Genomic DNA, 15889 nt, shown 5'->3' on the forward strand with positions numbered 1-15889 from the left:
GCCCCCTCGCTGCTGGCGAGGGGGCCGTTTTCGTTAACGGGTCTGGGTCAGCCTTGGCGAAGCGTCGTGACCATGGCTTCGACCGCGATCCGCGGCTTCACGTTCAGCCCGATCGCCTCGCGGCATTCCAGGACGGCTTCCAGGCGGCGCATCGTCGATTCCAGCGACCAAGCCGCCGCGGCCGAGTTGATCTGCTCGGCGTGGTCAGGATGCGTCAGCGTCGCACCGGAACGCGAGGTCGTCACGAGCACGTCGCGGTAGAACCCGGCCAGATCCACCAGGGCGATGTCGAGCGTGTCGCGCTGGGTTCGCGTCGCGCGGGACTTCTGGCGCTTCTCCAGCTGCTTCACCGCGGCCTCTGCGGCACGCTTCGCTCCGGCGACGCCCTTGCCGGTGCCGTCGCCGCCCATCGCGGTGCGCAGTTCAGAGCGTTCCTGCTCGTCGCGACCCTTGCTTTCCTCGCCCGCGTCCGCTTCCGCCGCGCTGATCAGCTGGTCGGCGCTGGTGAAAACGTCGTCCGGACGGCGCAGTCCGAGCGGAATCCGCAGCACGGTGGCGCGACGCTGGCGAGCGGCTTCATCAGTGGCGAGGCGGCGCGCGCGGCCGACGTGGCCGTTGCACACCGCCGCGGCCCAGTTGGCGCGCTCGGGCTCGACGCCGTCCCGGGAGATCAGCACCTGCGCGATCGCCTCGGCGGGCGGGGTGCGCAGCGGGACCAACCGGCACCGCGAACGGATGGTGACCGAGACGTCCTCCGGGTGATCCGAGGGCGCGCACAGCAGGAAAACGGTGCGGGCGGGCGGCTCTTCCACGGCCTTGAGCAGCGCGTTCGAAGCGCCTTCGGTAAGCCGGTCGGCGTCCTCGATGATCACGACCTGCCACTCGCCGGTCGTCGGCCGGCGCGCCGCCGCCTGCACGAGCGCGCGCATCTCGGCGACCGAAATGGACAGTCCTTCCGGGACGACGAGCCGCACGTCCGCGTGGGTGCCGGCCATCGTCGTCCGGCAGCCGGGGCAAGCGCCGCAACCGGTTCCGGTACTGCACTGCAGGGCCGCGGCGAACGTGCGCGCGGCGACCGAACGGCCGGAGCCGGGCGGTCCGGTCAGCAGCCAGGCGTGCGTCATCGCCGCTGGCGCGACGGGTTCCCCGGCCACGATCTTGGCCGCCGCGGCCGCCGCGGTGGACAGCGTTTCCACGGCAGGCTCCTGGCCGACAAGCTCAGTCCAGACGCCGATCGGGGTCGTCACCGATCCTCCACTTTGGACACTACGGGCAGTGCGTCCGCACCGTTCTGCGTCGCTTCCGCTTCGGCGGCCGCCGCCTCGGCGACGTCCGCGACAGCCGCGTCCTCAGGCTCCTCCTCCGGCGGTTCCGCCGGGGCGAGCCCGGCGAGCGAGCCGACGAAGACCGACTGGACGGCGCTGCGGACGCGACCCGCGACGTCGCCGTCGGAGCCCTCGGCGTCGACCACCACGTACCGGTCCGGGTCTGCGGCGGCCATCTCGGCGAGCAGCTTCTGCACCCACAGCTGGTCCTTCAGCGGCGGCTGCGGGTCGTCCGGGTGCTCGGAGTCGAGGAGCACGGTGAGGTCGGGGCGGAGCCGTCCGGTGGCCCAGTCGACCAGGCCTTCCAGCTCGTCGCGGTCCAGCTCGCCCGCCGCGGACAGCGACGCGAGCGGGGAGTCGACGAAGCGTTCCATGACGACGACGGACCCGGCGTCGAGCGCGGGCTGGATCTGGCGTTCCACCAGTTCGGCGCGCACGGCCGCGGCGACGAGCGCCTGCGCCCGCACCCCGGTGAGGGCAGCGTCCGAGACGAGGGTGCGGAAGCGCTGTTCGCCGAGCGCCGGGTCGGCGGTGAGGACGACCGGACGGGTGCCGGTGCCGAGCCAGCGCGCGAGGCGAGCGGCCTGTTCGGCGGTGTTGACCGCGGTGGTGCCCTCGATGGCGATCAGGAAGCCGTTGACGCGGCGCGGGTTGCGACGCAGCGCGTTGCGCAGGTCGCTGAAGATTTTCTCGGTGCGCCGCTCGTCCATCTGCCGGTACGCGATGATCCCGAGCAGCACCGCGAGCAGGCCGCCGCCGAGGATGACCGGACGGGTGCCGTCGACGATGATCGGCGTGCCGAACAGGTTGACGTTGCGCTGCCGGACCAGGCCGATCAGCACCGGCGTGACCACCGTCGCGCCGAACAGCACGATCTTGAGCATCGCCTGATAGATCGCGTTGATCCGGCCGCGGATCGCGTCCTCGACGCGGGAGCCGATGATCGTGACGCCGGTGAGGAAGGCGGTGCCGGCGCAGATGCCGACGAAGGCGACCGCGCCGACCGAGATCGCCAGGTGCGGCGACAACGCGACGACGCCGAGCGCGAGCCCGGCGAGGACGATCGAGATGCCGAACAGCCGGTCGTGCGGCAGCCGGTGCGCGAGCTTCGGGGCCAGCGCCATGCCGAGAGCGAGGCCGATGAAGACGGCCAGCATCAGCAGGTTGAACGCCGCGTCGCCGCCGAGCAGCGACGACGAGTACGGCTTGGCCGCGCCGATGACCGCGCCACCGGCCGCGAACGCGCCGAAGGCACCGATCAGCAGGCCGCGGACGATCGGCGTGCTGCGGACGAACTTCAGCCCGTCGCGCATCATCGCGCCGAAGCCGAACTTCTCCTCGTCGGCCCGCTTGACCTTCTGCTGCGGCAGCGAGTGGACGTCGCGCAGGGACAGCTCGGGGATGCGGGTGGCGACGAGGATGCCGCTGATCAGGTACAGCAGGCCGGTGATGACGACGACGACCTTGGCGATGTACAGGTCGACGCCGGGGCCCTGGAACAGGTGGAACGTGGAGTTCGCGCCCTGGATCAGCGCGTTCGCCCCAGCGGCGGTGATGACGGCGAGGCCGTAGGTCATCACCATGCCGAGCTGGTTGGCGGTCTCGACCTGCTCGGGGCGGCGCAGCAGGTTCGGCACCGCCGCGTCCTTGGACGGGATCCACATGATCGAACAGCAGCCGACCAGGAAGTTCGCCACGAACAGCCACCACGGCGCCCCGACGACCGCGATCGACAGCAGGAACCCGCAGCGCAGCAGGTCGCAGACGACCATGATCTTGCGCCGGTCGAACCGGTCCGCGAGCAGGCCGCCGACCGGCGCGAAGAGCAGGCCGGGCAGCAGCGCGGTGACGATGACGCCGACGAACGCGTAGTTCTGCGCGGAGTAGTTGTCGAGGAGTTTGGTGCTCAGGCTGGTGAGGTTCAGCAGGTTCAGCCAGTCGGCGACACTGCACAGATACGTGACGCCCCACAGCCGACGGAACGGTTTGATCGCCAGCACCCGGCGGGCCCGATGGATCGTGGACGTCCCGCCCGATCCGCCCGGGCCGGTGCCAGGCACCGACCGTACGCCCTCGCTGATACGCCCACCCCACTTGTCACGGCGGAGTCAGGCGACCCCGGCGGATCCCCCGACCGTGTAGCAGCCAGGGTAGTCCCGCCGCGCACGGGAGGAGGGCACGCCCCGTGATATCCGAGGTCAGCGGGTGTCAGCCGAACAGCCCCTTCACACTGCTCACCAGGCTAGCGATGAGCTCGATCGCCACGATTCCGAACACGATGAGCAACACCACAGCGAGCACCACGCCCGCCGTGCTGCTGGACGGACGCCCGAAGCTGGGCATGCTGAGCGAGGGCATCCCACGCCGGCTCTGCCGCTCGGCGAGCTCTTCCTCGATGTCGTCGTCAGCGATCTCGGTAACCCGCTTCGGCCGAGGCCGGGGCACCTTCTTCAGCAGCTGAGGAGCCTTGGTCGGCCAGGTCCGCTGCCGGGGCAGCAACCCGAGCGGAACCAGATCCGGCCGGTCGGAAGGCGGAATCGGATTCGGCGTCTTGACGACTTCTTTTTTCTTGGCTTCCTCTTTGAGCGCGGCCTCGACCATCCGCTTGACCTCTTCGGGGTCATGCTGAACCGGCTTGGCAGTCGGCAGCGGCCGGGGCGCGCGGTTGGACGCCATCTCGAACCCGGACAACGGATCGGAGAACCGCTCGCCCCCGACCTCGCCGACGTCACCGGCCAACGTCCCGTCCCGGTCAGGCCCGGAGGCGGGAAAAAACGGAGTCCCGTCGCTCGTGCTCATGGTGACCACCTCACTACGGAATGTCCGCCGAGTCCAGTGTCGGCGAGAGTACCGGTCCCCGCATCCACCCAATGGCCGCAGAACCACTACTGCCCGCGCCCGGGGGAAGGCGCGCCACCCGGACCAGTGACCTCCTGCGGACGGGCTCGGGGAGGGGTTTTGGCGGCGGAAACTGTGGCTTCCGGTGGTGGTGGAGCGGGGTTGATTTTAGGGGGGCAAGGCTGACTGGCTGTAGGGGCTGAATGGCCGGCGGGCAGGCAGGGCTGTGAGGTCCGCGGCCGAACCGGGTGGCCCCGTCGACCTGCTAGCCAAGCCGTCAGAACGGCACGGCTCGCAGACAGCTGGGCTTGCGATTCGACCGAGCTGGCAGGCGGCCGGGTTGGACGCCTCAGTCGGGACCAATGAACCGACAACGTCCGCCTCGGGAAGGCGCTGAGCGCGATTGAGCCACGCTCGCCCCAGCCAACCGCGGCCGGAGCCCAGCCTGGATCAGCACCGCTCGGCAGGACCCGTCGCACGCTCAGCCGGACCGCCCCAGCTCCAGCCGGGCTGGCTCGAACTCAGGCAAACAAACCCGCGCTCAGCCAGGCTCTCCCGAGCACGACCGGACCGCCCACGCCCAACCGGACCACGCCGAGCCCAGCCGAGCTGGCCCCCGCCCGGGCCCTCCCGAACACGACCGACCGCGCCGAGCCCAGTTGGACCGCATCGGACTCACACGGGCTCTCCCCGGGCTCGGCCGCCTAAGACCAGCCCAGCCCCCTCACACCCGGTCAAGCATGGCTGCGCACCGCCTCCACAATCCAAGCCTCGGCAGTCCCCCGGGTAGCCGGAGACCACGTCACCACCCATCCGCCTCTGCCGCCGCCTCGCGGGGCGGCTCGGAACTGGTACCTCCCTTGATCGTTGTCCACCAATCCGAACGCGCCGTGCGGATACTCCGCCAGCACCGCGTCCCGCACCGCCAGGTCCACCAGCACCGTTCCCTGCCGGGGCCGGGCGACGGCTTGCCGGATGACGTCCAGGTCTCCCCACGCCTCCCGTGGGATCAGGCCGCTGTCGTCCGTTTCGATGCGCACGGCGGGACCAGGGCCGGGCGGGCGATCGGGCAGGCCGTCGAACACCCATCCCGGCAGTGCGCTGAGCATTCCGGACCGCAGCCGCGCCCGGCGGCCCAGTTTGCTCATCACCGTGGTGAAGTCCTCGTCTCCGAAGAACCGCACCTCCCACGGCTCCTCGCTCGCCGGGAACACCCCGGTGACCACTCCCCGGATGAACCCGCCGCGCAGCACTCGGTACAGCTCGACCGCCTCGGCGGTCACCTCCCCGTCCGCGGCGAGGCCGAGCGCGGCCATCCCGGCGACGAAGCGCGTGTACTGCTCCACCTCCTCGGCCAAGCCGGCGCCGAGCATCGGCCCGAACGACTGCCGGACCTCCTCGGCGAGGCTCAGTCCCGAAGCCGCTCCGGCGGGCTCCTCCTCGGCCAGCACGGGCGGCACCTCGAAATGCGGGTCGTAGAACTCCATCACCGAAGGCCGCTGCGGCATCTCGGCCCGCAGCGGTCCGATGACCTCGTCGATGACGTCGAAGACGACGGGTGCTGAACTGCTCACCCCGTCATTGAACACCCTGGTACCGACAATTTCTCGAACTTTTGTTCGAGTCAACCCATCCGTGCGCCGAGCGGTCGGTCAGCGCCGCGACACCGGCTCGCCGACACGCATTGTGGGCGCGAGGAAACCGACCGTGACCACGAGGGCACCGACCACAGCGAGTGTCCAGTGCAGGCCGATCCCGCCGCTCAGGCCGCTGACCAGCACCGGACCGGCGAGGAACCCGAGGTACCCGCACGCCGCGACGGCCGCGATCGCCCGGCCCGGCGCTTCCGGCTGCTTGCGCCCGGCCGCACTCCACGCGAGCGGCACCATCCCGGACACGCCGAGCCCGACCACGGCGAACCCCACCACCGCGACCACCGGCACCGGAACCGCGACCACCAGCAGGAACCCGGCGACCGTCACCGCCGTAGCGACCCGCATGAACAACACCGCACCAACACGCTCTACGACCCGGTCGGCCACCGTGCGCACCGCGATCATCGTGATCGAGAACGCGAAATAGCCCAGCGACGCGACAGCCGCGCTCGCCGTGGTGACCTCTCGGAGGTAGACCGCGCTCCAGTCGTTCACCGTGCCTTCCGCGACGAACCCGCAGAACGCGATCACGCCCAACGGGATCAATGCCTTGCTGGGCAAGGCAAACGCCGCATCGCCCTGTCCGCGATCAGCGCCCGGCAAGAACTGCGTAGCGGCCAGGATCCCGAGCACCAGCAGCACGGCACCAGCGCCGGTGAAATGCGCTTCGACCGGCACCCGCCAGACCTCCATCAGCGCCGCGAGACCCGAGCCCGCCAGTCCGCCGATGTTCCAGAACGCGTGGAACCCAGCGAAAATTGGCCGTCCGTAAGCCTCTTCGACGCGCGCGGCGTGCGCGTTCATCGAGACGTCCAGCAGGCTGTTGCCCACTCCGAGCACGACGAGCGCGGCGACGAACAGCGGCGCGTCCGGCGCGAAGGCGACGAGGGGCAAGCCGCCGCACAAGACCGTGGCTCCGCAAAGAACCCCGCGCCGGCTGCCGATCTTCGTGATCAACGGCCCCGCCGCCAGCAAGGCGACGACCGAACCGGCGGCGAGCCCGAAAAGGCCGATCCCGAGCTCTCCGGCGCTGAGGCCGAGTTTTCCTTGTACCGCAGGAATTCGAGCCGCCCACGAAGCAAACGCCGCACCGCATACCGCGAAAACCACGGAAACCGCGGCACGCGCGCGCTGTGTCTCCCCCATCCATCCCCCTGACACGAGAAAGGGCCACCCGGAGTTTCCAGGTGGCCCTTCAGATCCTCGTTACTTCGACTTCGTCGCGGTGCTGCTCCGCTTCGCCGGTGCCTTCTTCGCAGTGGTCGACTTCGCCGCCGTCGACTTGGTCGTGGTCGACTTCGTCGCGGTGGACTTCGCCGGTGCCTTGCGCGTCGTCCGCTTCTTCGGAGCCGGGCCCTTCGCGCGCTTCTCCGCCAACAGCTCGGCGGCGCGCTCCGCGGTGAGTTCCTCGATGCTGTCGGACTTCCGCAGCGTCGCGTTGTACTCGCCGTCGGTCACGTACGGGCCGAAGCGGCCGTCCTTGACCACCATCGGCTTGCCCGACACCGGGTCGTCGCCGAGTTCCTTCAGCGGCGGACGCGCAGTGGCCGACCGGCCGCGCTGCTTCGGCTCCGAATAGATCTTCAGCGCCTCTTCCAGCGTGATCGAGAACAGCTGGTCCTCGGTCTGGATCGACCGCGAGTCCGTGCCCTTCTTCAGGTACGGCCCGTAGCGCCCGTTCTGCGCGGTGATCTCGTCGCCCGACTCCGGGTCCTTGCCCACGACGCGCGGCAGCGAAAGCAGCTTCAGCGCGTCGTCGAGCGTGATCGTCTCGATCGACATCGACTTGAACAGCGAGCCCGTACGCGGCTTCGGCAGCTTCGCCTTCGCGGCCTTCTTCTGCGCCGCCGTCGCGTCCTCGGGCAGCTCCGGCTCAGGCAGCAGCTCCGTGACGTACGGGCCGAAGCGGCCTTCCTTCGCCACGATCTCGTGCCCGCTGACCGGGTCGGTGCCCAGCACGCGACCTTCCTGCGGCGTCGCGAAGAGCTTCTCCGCGATCTCCGCCGTCAGCTCGTCCGGCGGCAGGTCTTCGGGCAGGTTCGCGCGCTGCGACTCGCCGTTGACCTCGCGCTCCAGGTACGGCCCGTAGCGGCCGACGCGCACCACGACCTGGTGCCCTTCGGCGTCGCTGAACATCGGGATCGAGTTGATCTCGCGCGCGTCGATGCCCTCGACGCTGCCGTCGACCAGCTTCTTCAGCCCGCCGAGCCGGCCGACCGAACCCTCGACGCCGAAGTCGCCGCCGAAGTAGAACTTCGACAGCCATTCGACGCGGTGCTCGTCGCCGCTGGCGATGCGGTCCAGCTCGTCCTCGAGACCGGCGGTGAAGTTGTAGTCCACCAGCCGTTCGAAGTGCCGCTCCAGCAAGCCGATCACCGCGAACGCGACCCACGACGGAACGAGGGCGGAGCCCTTCTTCCAGACGTAGCCGCGGTCCTGGATGGTCTTGATGATCGACGCGTACGTCGACGGGCGGCCGATGCCCAGCTCTTCCAGCTTGCTGACCAGGCTCGGCTCGGAGTAGCGCGCGGGCGGCGACGTGGAGTGGCCGTCCGCGGACAGCTCGGGCGCGGTCAGGCCCTGGTCCTTGACCAGCACCGGAAGCCGGCTCTGCTTGTCGTCGGCCTCGCCGCCGGCCTCGGAGTCGACTGCCTCGACGTATGCCTTCAGGAAGCCGGCGAAGGTGATCGTGCGGCCCGAAGCGGCGAAGGTGCACTCCTCGCCGGTCGTGGCGGTGCCGATGATGCGCACCGACATCGTGGTGCCCTTCGCGTCCGCCATCTGCGACGCGATCGTGCGCTGCCAGATCATCTCGTAGAGCCGGAACTCGTCGGTGTCCAGCTCTTTCGCGACCTGGCCCGGCGTACGGAAGACCTCGCCCGACGGACGGATCGCCTCGTGCGCTTCCTGCGCGTTCTTCACCTTGCGCGTGTACTGGCGCGGCGACGGCGAGACGTACTCCTTGCCGTACAGCTGCGTTGCCTGGCTTCGCGCGGCCGTGATCGCCGACTCCGACAGCGTCGTGGAGTCGGTACGCATATAAGTGATGTAACCGTTCTCGTACAGCTTCTGCGCGACCCGCATCGTGCGCTCGGAGGTGAAGCGCAGCTTGCGGCCCGCCTCCTGCTGCAGCGTCGACGTCATGAACGGCGCGTACGGCTTCCGCGTGTACGGCTTCTCTTCGACGCTCGCGACCTTGAAGTCGCGGTTCTGCAGCCCCTGGGCCAGCGCCCGGGCGTCGGATTCGCCGAGCACGCGGATGTCCGCGGTGTTGCCCTTGAGCTGACCGTTGGAGTCGAAGTCGCGACCCGTCGCGAGGCGCGCACCGTCGACCGCGATGAGCCGCGAGGGGAACGTACGCGGCGAAGCGTCTTCGCCAGCGTCCATGGTCGCCGAGATGTCCCAGTACGACGCCGAGGTGAAGCGCATCCGCTCGCGCTCGCGCTCCACGACGATCCGCGTCGCCACGGACTGCACGCGGCCCGCCGAGAGCTTCGGCATGACCTTCTTCCACAGCACCGGCGAGACCTCGTAGCCGTAAAGCCGGTCGAGGATGCGGCGGGTTTCCTGCGCGTCGACCAGGTCGGCGTCCAGCTCGCGGGTGGCCGCGGCGGCGGCCTGGATGGCCTGCTCGGTGACCTCGTGGAAGACCATCCGGCGCACCGGGACCTTGGGCTTCAAGGTCTCCAGCAGGTGCCAGGCGATGGCCTCGCCCTCGCGGTCGGGGTCCGTCGCGAGGTAGAGCTCGTCGACGTCCTTCAGCAGCCCCTTCAGCTCGGTGACCTTGGACTTCTTGTCCGGGGTCACGATGTAGAGCGGCTTGAAGTCGTTGTCGATGTCGACGCCGAGCCGGGCCCACGATTCGCCCTTGTACTGCGCGGGGACGTCAGCGGCGCCGCGGGGCAGGTCCCGGATGTGCCCGACGGAGGACTCGACGACGTAGTTGCCGCCGAGATAAGGGGCGATCTTGCGGGCCTTGGTAGGCGACTCGACGATCACCAGCCGCCGTCGATCGGCACCGTTGCCCCCGGCGCCGCTCTTCTTGGTCCGTGTTCCTGCCACGCTGCCCTGCTCTCCACTCATCTCCGCGCCGCCGCAGCGGCGCTCTCACCCCTGCACCAGAGGGGTACTGCGCCCGCGTCTCGACCTGTCAGTGTGCACGTCCCCAGTGTCCGCGCAGCGCCGAGGTGCCCTGACGAGCCGCCGGGCCCTTGCCCGTCGGATCGCCGCTGACCTCGGCGATGTTTCCTTTCCACACCTAGCACGTGATATCGGACACGTGCCGTGCAGGGTAACCGGTCATACCACCGATACCCTCCGTTAGACGGTGGCGGGTCCAAGGAAGTCGACGGTTCACTTATTCCTCCCCCCAGCCGAAAGGAACCCACCATGATCCGCCGACTGGTTGGCACCGCGATCGCCATCACGGCGACGTTCGCGCTGGTCACCGCCCCCGAAGCGAGCGCGGCGACCACCACGTTCACCGGTGCCGTGGCGCTGTCCAACTGCTCTGGTTCGGTCGTGAAACCGGCCGCCACGCCGATGGACGCGCCCGCGATGGTGCTCTCGAACGGGCACTGTCTCGAAGACGGCATGCCCGATCCGGGGCAGGTGATCGTCGGGCAGCCTTCGAACCGCTCGTTCGACCTGCTGTCGCCGGACGGCCAGAGCTCGGTGGGCACCGTGACCGCGACCAAGGTCGTCTACGCGACGATGACCGACACTGATATCTCGCTCTACCAGCTGAGCGACACCTACGCCGACATCGAGCAGAAGTACAGCGTGCCGCCGCTCGAACTGGTCAACACCCATCCGCAGGCGGGCACGCCGATCGACGTGGTGTCCGGGTACTGGAAGCAGATCTACTCCTGCTCGATCGACGGTTTCGTGCACGAACTGCACGAGAACAACTGGGTCTGGAAGGACTCGATCCGGTACGTGCCGGGCTGCGCGACCATCGGCGGCACGTCCGGTTCGCCGGTCGTCGACCGCAACACCGGCAAGGTCATCGGCGTGAACAACACGTCCAACGACGACGGCCAGCGCTGCACGCTGAACAACCCGTGCGAGGTCGACGAAGCGGGCAACGTGACCGTGCGGCCGAACTACAAGTACGGCCAGGAGACCTACGGAATCCCGGCCTGCCTGACCCCGGCCAACGAGATCGACCTCAACCAGCAGGGCTGCACCCTGCCGAAACCGTAAGACCCGTCCTCGGAAAGGTCCCTCGTCGCTCCGCTGAGCGATGGGGACCTTTTTTCTGCGCGGCTCTACCCCACAGCCTCCAGTAAATACTGTGTAGGGCTCTCCGCCGGAGCACCTCGGCGCGGCTCCCCCGCCGTCCGTTCGCGGCGTTCCCCGGCCGGCGGCAGCTCCGGCCACGCCGCCTCCGCGCCCGCCGGAGGTTCGCCGATCAGCTCCAGCAGACCGGCCAGCTTCCGCCGCCCGCTGACGCGCACCGCGGGCTGCTCCGCCTTCGGACCGAGCAGCCGCGCTTGGACGCCGAGCGGCGCGAGCACGGCCAGCAGCTCCTCGTGCATTCCTGGGGCCAGCGGATCGACTCCTAGCAAGTAGCCACCAGGTTCGGGACGACCTGCCGCGAGCGCCCACATCCGGAGCATCGCGCCGCTCAGCCGGAAGCCGCCGGGCACCGCCTTGCCCGAATCGTCCTCCGCCGGACCGGTGTGCCCCGGCCGCAGCCACTGTTCGGCGAGCCCGAGCAGATCGACCCGGAACGACGTGCGCACCTGCGGACTGCCGCAGTCGGCCACCGCGACCTGCGCGTCCGCACCCCGGCTCCGGCATTCGCGCGCCAGCACCCGAGCCCGCCACGACTCCTCGACCAGCACCGACAGCCGCGCCGCCGTGCGGCCGAACCCGGTGATCTGCCCTTGGCAGCACAACAGCCCGGCCAGGTCTGGCAGGCCCGGGCCGGTCGCCTCCGCCGAGAACAGCGAGATCGTCCGATCCACGCCGCGATGATAGAACACAAGTTCGATTGAAGGCGAGCGTCACGCCGAGGTTTTTCCCGGGCACACAGTGTTGCCGGTATAGTAATACCGGCATTGGGGGTTCCTTTGTTCGAAGTCGCCGAACGCGTCCGGGTGCGCGCCGAGCTGATCGCCGCGGCCCGCCACGACGCGGACATCGCAGGTGCCGCGCTGGTCGGATCGGCCGCTCGCGGGACCGAGGACCGCTGGTCGGACATCGACCTCGTCCTTCAGCTCGCGGAGGACGCGGACGAACCCGCAGTCGTCGCACGCTGGACTCAGTCGCTCGACGAGAAGTTCGGCGTCGCCGACACCCTCGACGTGACCTCGCGCGAAGGAGTTCGCTACCGGGTCTTTCTCCTCGGCTCCTCGCTCCAGGTCGACTTGTCGTTCTGGCCCCACGAGCTGTTCCGGGCCACCGAGGACGGCTTCCAGCTCGTTTTCGGCCAGGCCAACGAGCCGACCCGCGTCGCGGAACCGGGCAGCGAGCAGATGATCGGCATGGCCTGGCTGTACGCGTTGCACGCCCGCTCGGCCATCGCCCGCGGACGGACGTGGCAAGCAGTCCTGATGCTCGACGACCTGCGCGACCAGATCATCGCGCTGGAATGCCTGCGGCACGGCTTGAATCCTTGGCACGGGCGCGAAGTCGACCGGCTGCCCGAACCGGTGCTGGCGACGCTGCGAGACGGCCGGGCGGCGTCGGTCAGCTCGGTCGAGCTCGAACGGTCTCGGCAGGCGCTGCTTCAGCACTACCTGTCCGCCGTCGCGCACCATGACGCGGAGCGCGCCGCCGCGCTTCGGCGGGCGCTCGATCCTGATCAGCGTGGCGCGGGCGGGACGACCAGCTGCTGACAGCCCGCCGCGCGCTTGCCCGCCGCGGACAGGGCTGGCGTCGCGTCCAAGCCCTTGAGGACGTCGAGCCGGGAAATCTGGTCGATAGCCGATTTGGCGTCGTCCAGCGCCGCCTTCACCGCGGCGGGATTGTCGGCCGCGTCGAGTTTGCCGCGCACCTCGTTCGCCTGCTGCCGCACCGAAGCGAACTGGCCGAGCAAAGCGGTACGCGCCGGTTCGCCGCCGGGCAGCGGCGCGGGACCGACCCGGTGCAACCCGGACACGGTCTGGTCGATGCCGCGGGCGACCGACGCCAGAAGATCGCTCGACGTGCGAGTGGCCTGCGCTGACGAACTCGGATCGATCGAAGGCAGATTCGCCAGCGCACGAACCAGGTGCGTGACCGCCCCGCAGTATCCGTCGGCCCATTTCGCGGCCGGGTCGGATTGGCCCGCGGTTTCCGAGTGCCCGCCGGACACGACCTGCTCGGTCGGCGGCGGCGGTTGCCCGCAGCCCGTGAGCCCTATCCCGATTCCTGTTGCCAGCGCGGCTAAACCGGTCCACCGCGGCCGCACCCGCACCACTCCTGTCCGTCGAGATCCGTGTCCTCCGCACGGTACCGACCCGCCAGTAGTCCGCAACTCGCCCCGGGGAGCGGACGCGAACGGGCCCGGCACGCACGAGGCGTACCGGGCCCGAATGGAGCAATGCGTCAGGCTTTCGCCTCCGCCGGAGTCTCCGACATGACGCTGCCGCGCCGCTTGGACACGACGATCGCCGCGACGATCACCGCGACCGCGACGACCGCGATCACGATCCGCCACGTGGTGTCCGCGCCGCCGCCGAGCGTCAGCGTGACCACCGCGGGCGCGATCAGCACCGAGACCAGGTTCATGACCTTGATCAGCGGGTTGATCGCGGGACCGGCGGTGTCCTTGAACGGGTCGCCGACGGTGTCGCCGATGATCGTCGCCTCGTGCGCGTCGGAACCCTTGCCGCCGTGGTTGCCGTCCTCGACGAGCTTCTTGGCGTTGTCCCAGGCGCCACCGGAGTTGGCGAGGAAGATCGCCATCAGCGTGCCGGTCGCGATCGCGCCGGCCAGGTACCCGGCGAGCGCACCGGTGCCGAGACCGAAACCGACCGCGATCGGCGCGAAGACGGCCAGCAGACCCGGCGTCGCCAGCTCCCGCAGCGAATCGCGGGTGACGATGTCGACGACCCGGCCGTACTCGGGCCGCGTGGTGCCCTCCATGATCCCGGGGATGTCGCGGAACTGGCGGCGCACCTCGTACACCACCGCGCCGGCGGCACGCGAAACCGCGTTGACCGCGAGACCGGAGAAGAGGAACACGACCGCCGCGCCGACGATCACGCCGACCAGCGTGTTCGGGCTGACCACCTGGTTGACGAACGAGGACACCGCGGTGACCGCGCCCTCGCCGCGTTCGGCCACGGTCTTCGCGATCGCGTCCGAATAGGACCCGAACAGCGCAGTCGCCGCCAGCACCGCGGTGGCGATCGCGATGCCCTTGGTGATGGCCTTGGTGGTGTTGCCGACCGCGTCCAGCTCGGTGAGGATCTGCGCGGCCTTCTCGTCGACGTCGCCGGACATCTCGGCGATGCCCTGCGCGTTGTCCGAGACCGGGCCGAAGGTGTCCATCGCGACGATGACGCCGACGGTGGTCAGCAGGCCGGTGCCGGCCAGCGCCACCGCGAACAGCGCGACGCCGCCGCCGAGCAGGTACGCGCCGAACACGGCCGCGCCGATCACCAGCGCGGTGTACACGGCGGACTCGAACCCGACCGAGATGCCGGACAGGATCACCGTCGCCGCACCGGTTTCCGACGTCTTGCCGACGTCCTGCACCGGCTTGTGCTCGGTGCCGGTGTAGTAGCCGGTGATGCGCAGGATCAGCGCGGCGAGCACGATGCCGATGATCACCGAGACCGTCGCGATCACCGCGGGGTTGCCGGTGTTGTGCGCGTAGCCCTCGCCGAATTCGGCGAAGCTGTTCGGCAGGTACACGAACGCGGCGATCGCCGACAGCACCGCGGAAATGACCGCGGAGATGTAGAACGAGCGGTTGATCGTGACCAGGCCGCCCTCGCCCGCGCGCGCCTTCGTGATGTAGACGCCGATCACCGCGGTGATCACGCCGATGGCGGGCACGATCAGCGGGAAGATCAGGCCGGACGCGCCGAACGCGGAGCTGCCGAGGATCAGCGCGGCGACGAGCATCACCGCGTAGGACTCGAAGAGGTCCGCGGCCATGCCCGCGCAGTCGCCGACGTTGTCGCCCACGTTGTCGGCGATCGTCGCGGCGTTGCGCGGGTCGTCCTCGGGGATACCCTGCTCGACCTTGCCGACCAGGTCGGCGCCGACGTCGGCGGCCTTGGTGAAGATGCCGCCGCCGACCCGCATGAACATGGCGATCAGCGCCGCGCCGAAACCGAAGCCCTCCAACACCTTCGGTGCCTGGCCGGTGTAGACGAGCACCACGACGGCCGCGCCGAAGAGGCCGAGCCCGACGGTGATCATGCCGACCACGCCGCCGGTGCGGAACGCCACGCGCATCGCCTTCTCGCGCCCGCCCTCCTCGCGCGACGCGGCGGCCACGCGCAGGTTCGCCTGCGTGGCCAGCCACATGCCGAGGTAGCCGATGGTGAACGAGAACGCCGCCCCGACGAGGAAGAAGATCGACCGGCCGATCCGTTCGCTCCAGTCGTCCGCGGGAAGCGCGAACAGGAGCAGGAACACGATCACGCCGAAGATGGCGAGGGTGTTGCGCTGCCGCTTCAGGTATGCGGCCGCACCTTCCTGCACTGCCTTGGCGATGTCCTGCATCTTGGCGGTGCCCTGGCCCGCGGCCAGCACCTCCTTGAGCAGTACGTAACCGATGGCCAGTGCGACAAGGGCGACCACGGCGACCACACCGACGATGGTGTAGCCACCCCCGGAGAGCGTGATACCGCCCTCCGCGAGGAACTGCCGGGACATTCGTCCTCCTGGGAACGCCGTTTGGCCAGCGCGGGCCCGTCGTACCCGGCGCGCCTGCGCTGGCGTGGATCTGTGCCGAAGGACACGCTAGCCGTGCAAGCAATGCACGTCTCACATGACGCTCGCCACAGTGGGTGTGGATCGAGGGAGTGTATTGGTAGTGATCTGCGCGTCCGCAATGCGTCCCGGCGACAGCACGTTCGGTAACCTTGTGTGATTGGTCACTGGATCGATCTCGGCCCGGTTTTG

The 15889-nt window shown here is 69.5% G+C and carries 11 protein-coding genes; 2 read left to right on the forward strand and 9 right to left on the reverse strand.

The window, feature by feature from the left end; translation table 11 throughout:
- Positions 1-47: 47 nt before the first annotated feature.
- The 6 genes from WA670_RS01255 to topA all read right to left on the reverse strand — a co-directional run bounded on the left by WA670_RS01255 (position 48) and on the right by topA (position 9901).
- Positions 48-1247, reverse strand: a complete 1200-nt coding sequence (locus tag WA670_RS01255; protein WP_043827121.1) for a DNA polymerase III subunit delta' — start codon at positions 1245-1247, stop codon at positions 48-50.
- Positions 1244-3385: a bifunctional MFS transporter/dTMP kinase gene (locus tag WA670_RS01260; protein ID WP_043827120.1), complete on the reverse strand. Its 2142-nt coding sequence runs from the start codon at positions 3383-3385 to the stop codon at positions 1244-1246. Before WA670_RS01260 ends, WA670_RS01255 begins: the two co-directional genes overlap by 4 nt.
- 148 nt (positions 3386-3533) lie before the next feature.
- Positions 3534-4124 (reverse strand): hypothetical protein, encoded by a 591-nt coding sequence (locus tag WA670_RS01265; protein WP_238603950.1) that lies wholly within the window; start codon positions 4122-4124, stop codon positions 3534-3536.
- Positions 4125-4897: 773 nt separating this feature from the next.
- Complete coding sequence (locus WA670_RS01270) at positions 4898-5752, reverse strand: ESX secretion-associated protein EspG (RefSeq protein ID WP_037808327.1); 855 nt, start codon at positions 5750-5752, stop codon at positions 4898-4900.
- Positions 5753-5815: 63 nt separating this feature from the next.
- Positions 5816-6964, reverse strand: coding sequence for an MFS transporter (locus WA670_RS01275; RefSeq protein ID WP_336156714.1), 1149 nt, complete (start codon positions 6962-6964; stop codon positions 5816-5818).
- Between the two features lie 60 nt (positions 6965-7024).
- Positions 7025-9901: a type I DNA topoisomerase gene (gene topA, locus WA670_RS01280; RefSeq protein WP_336156715.1), complete on the reverse strand. Its 2877-nt coding sequence runs from the start codon at positions 9899-9901 to the stop codon at positions 7025-7027.
- A 306-nt stretch (positions 9902-10207) separates the two neighbouring features.
- Here topA and WA670_RS01285 point away from each other — a divergent pair, with 306 nt between their 5' ends.
- Positions 10208-11023, forward strand: coding sequence for a S1 family peptidase (locus WA670_RS01285; RefSeq protein ID WP_037808335.1), 816 nt, complete (start codon positions 10208-10210; stop codon positions 11021-11023).
- Between the two features lie 65 nt (positions 11024-11088).
- Here WA670_RS01285 and WA670_RS01290 read toward each other — a convergent pair whose 3' ends face one another.
- Positions 11089-11790, reverse strand: a complete 702-nt coding sequence (locus tag WA670_RS01290; protein WP_336156716.1) for a hypothetical protein — start codon at positions 11788-11790, stop codon at positions 11089-11091.
- Positions 11791-11883: 93 nt separating this feature from the next.
- On the opposite strand from WA670_RS01290, the gene WA670_RS01295 reads away from it, so the two are divergent.
- Entirely contained in the window at positions 11884-12663 is a 780-nt protein-coding gene (locus tag WA670_RS01295) for a nucleotidyltransferase domain-containing protein (RefSeq protein WP_336156717.1), read from the forward strand.
- Here the strand turns inward: WA670_RS01295 and WA670_RS01300 are convergent.
- Positions 12630-13217: a hypothetical protein gene (locus WA670_RS01300; RefSeq protein ID WP_037808339.1), complete on the reverse strand. Its 588-nt coding sequence runs from the start codon at positions 13215-13217 to the stop codon at positions 12630-12632. The genes WA670_RS01295 and WA670_RS01300 overlap by 34 nt on opposite strands.
- A gap of 137 nt (positions 13218-13354) precedes the next feature.
- Entirely contained in the window at positions 13355-15640 is a 2286-nt protein-coding gene (locus WA670_RS01305; RefSeq protein WP_037808341.1) for a sodium-translocating pyrophosphatase, read from the reverse strand.
- Between the last annotated feature and the right edge of the window lie 249 nt (positions 15641-15889).

The sequence above is a fragment of the Amycolatopsis sp. VC5-11 genome, assembly GCF_037034185.1.
Taxonomy (GTDB): Bacteria; Actinomycetota; Actinomycetes; order Mycobacteriales; family Pseudonocardiaceae; genus Amycolatopsis; species Amycolatopsis nivea.